Below are 2,380 nucleotides of genomic sequence, written 5' to 3'. Positions count from 1 at the left end.
GGAGCCTGCGGCTCAGTGCCCTTCGAAGGCGATCAGCGAGCGCACCGGCACGCCGAGGTCGCGGATTTTCTTGGCGCCGCCGAGTTCCGGCAGGTCGATCACGAAACAGGCCGCGACAATATCGGCGCCCATCCGCTTCAGCAGTTTGACGGCGCCATCGGCGGTGCCGCCGGTGGCGATCAGATCGTCGACCAGCACGACCTTTTCGCCGGGCTTGACCGCATCCTGGTGCATTTCCATCTCGTCGACGCCATATTCCAGGCTGTAAGCGACCGAGACGGTGGTGTGGGGCAGTTTGCCCTTCTTGCGGATCGGGATGAAGCCGGCCGAAAGCTGATGCGCCACCGCGCCGCCGAGAATGAAGCCGCGCGCTTCCATGCCCGCCACCTGATCGATCTTGCCGCCGGAAAAGGGCTGCACCAGCTCGTCCACCGCGCGGCGGAACGCGCGCGCGTCGCCGAGCAGAGTGGTGATGTCGCGGAACATGATGCCCGGCTTGGGATAATCGGGAATCGTGCGGATGATGGTCTTGAGATCGGTCTCGAACGTCATGACGGCGGGCGCTTTCGATTTTCGGAGAGGCGACTGCGCTAACGCGCCGTCAGTCGAACAGGCTGGAGACGCTTTCTTCCTTGGCGGTGCGGGCGATCGCCTCGCCGATCAGAGGCGCGATGGTGATCACGCGGACATTGTCCGAGACCCGCACGGCCTCGGTCGGCTGGATCGAATCGGTAATCACCAGTTCCTTGAGGCGCGATGCGGAAATGCGGGCGACCGCGCCGCCCGAAAGCACGCCATGGGTGATATAGGCCCGCACGTCCTTGGCGCCTGCCTGCAGCAAGGCGTCGGCGGCGTTGCACAGGGTGCCGCCCGAATCGACGATATCGTCGACCAGGATGCAATTGCGGCCCTTTACCTCGCCGATGATGTTCATCACCTCGGATTCGCCGGCGCGCTCGCGGCGCTTGTCGACAATGGCGAGCGGCGCGCTGATGCGCTTGGCTAGCGCGCGGGCGCGCACCACGCCGCCGACGTCCGGCGACACCACCATGACATTGGAAAGATCGAGATTTTCCTGGATGTCGCGCACCAGCACCGGCGCGCTGAACAGATTGTCGGTCGGGATATCGAAGAAGCCCTGGATCTGGCCGGCGTGGAGATCGACCGTCAGCACGCGGTCGGCGCCGGCGCGGGTGATCAGATTCGCCACCAGCTTGGCGGAAATCGGGGTGCGTGGGCCGGGTTTGCGGTCCTGCCGGGCATAGCCGAAATAGGGCATGACCGCCGTGATGCGTCGCGCCGAGGCGCGCCGCAGAGCGTCGATCATGATCAACGCCTCCATCAGATGGTCATTGGTCGGAAAAGAAGTGGACTGGACGACAAAAGTGTCCTGACCCCGCACGTTTTCCTGGATTTCGACGAAGATTTCCATATCCGCGAAACGCCGCACCTGGCATTTCGTCAGGGGCACGCCGAGATAGGCGGCGATCGCCTCGGTCAGGGGGCGATTGGAATTGCCCGCCAGAATTTTCATTGTCCCAGCCATAATGCAGCCTTTGCCCTGGACTGACTTGGCCGGCGTCTTAGCAGGGGGGGCAGCATTGAACAATATGAGAGGCGGGCGCCTGTCGCTATTTTGTTGCAATCAGCCGGTTAGCGCGCCGGGGCGTAGGACAGGGCTTGGGCGGCGGGCTCGGGCGCGGAGGACTTCGGCGCAGCGACCGCCTTGGCCGCGTCGCCGGCGTTCTGCGCGGTGGCGGCCGCGCTTTTCGCGGCGGCGGCGAGGGCTTCCGGCGTATTGGAGAGATAGGCTGCGAGTTCTGAGGCGCTGCGCTCGGCCAAAGCCGAGAGCGCGGCCGAATCGACCAGCGCCCACGGATCGGCGGCGGCGCCCTTGAGCGCGATTTCGTCGTTCAGCCTTTGCGCGCGATGGTTGGTCCGGTCGTAAATGTCCCAGACATAGGTCAGCCGCGCGCCGCCATCGACCAGAAAGGCCGAGAGATAGCCGCGGGCGAGATAGCGCGCGCCGGCCGAATCGGTCAAAGCGACGTCCTCCTGGGCGGCGTCGGCGTTGAAAAAGGCCATGAACTGGCTTTGCAGCGGCGAGGGCGCGCCCTCCATCCGAGTCACGGCGACGGCGGCCGGACGCGGGCTGTAGCCCGAGGCGACGGGCTGCGCATTATTGGGCGCCGCGGCCGAGGCGGCGGGATTCACGGGCTCGTTGCAGCCGGCAAGGGAGACAGCCGCCGCGCACAGCCCGGCGAAGGGAAGGAAGCCGCGAATGCGCGCGGATAAAGCCGCCATGGAGCCTCGCCGATCGAATTATTGACTATTCGTTAATCTCCTTGCTAGCCGTAATTATGGCGAAGGTCCAGCCCCG

Annotated in this window: 3 protein-coding genes; all 3 read right to left on the bottom strand. The window is 65.2% G+C overall.

What is annotated here, in order from left to right; translation table 11 throughout:
• Window positions 1-12: 12 nt before the first annotated feature.
• The 3 genes from ACE3S9_RS18600 to ACE3S9_RS18590 all read right to left on the bottom strand — a co-directional run bounded on the left by ACE3S9_RS18600 (window position 13) and on the right by ACE3S9_RS18590 (window position 2,304).
• Window positions 13-552, bottom strand: coding sequence for an adenine phosphoribosyltransferase (locus ACE3S9_RS18600; RefSeq protein WP_374547963.1), 540 nt, complete (start codon window positions 550-552; stop codon window positions 13-15).
• A gap of 49 nt (window positions 553-601) precedes the next feature.
• A complete protein-coding gene (locus tag ACE3S9_RS18595; protein ID WP_374547962.1) occupies window positions 602-1,534 on the bottom strand; it encodes a ribose-phosphate pyrophosphokinase in 933 nt (310 codons plus the stop codon).
• Between the two features lie 119 nt (window positions 1,535-1,653).
• Window positions 1,654-2,304, bottom strand: a complete 651-nt coding sequence (locus ACE3S9_RS18590) for a hypothetical protein (protein ID WP_374547961.1) — start codon at window positions 2,302-2,304, stop codon at window positions 1,654-1,656.
• Between the last annotated feature and the right edge of the window lie 76 nt (window positions 2,305-2,380).

This window comes from Rhodoblastus sp. (genome assembly GCF_041915505.1).
Lineage (GTDB): Bacteria > Pseudomonadota > Alphaproteobacteria > Rhizobiales > Beijerinckiaceae > Rhodoblastus.
Note: the sequence above shows the minus strand (reverse complement) of the source record. Positions and strands in the feature narration are given on the sequence as shown.

Coding starts and splice junctions, on each gene's coding strand:
- ACE3S9_RS18600 (WP_374547963.1), bottom strand. CDS start 552: ATGACGTTCGAGACCGATCTCAAGACCATCATCCGCACGATTCCCGAT.
- ACE3S9_RS18595 (WP_374547962.1), bottom strand. CDS start 1,534: ATGAAAATTCTGGCGGGCAATTCCAATCGCCCCCTGACCGAGGCGATC.
- ACE3S9_RS18590 (WP_374547961.1), bottom strand. CDS start 2,304: ATGGCGGCTTTATCCGCGCGCATTCGCGGCTTCCTTCCCTTCGCCGGG.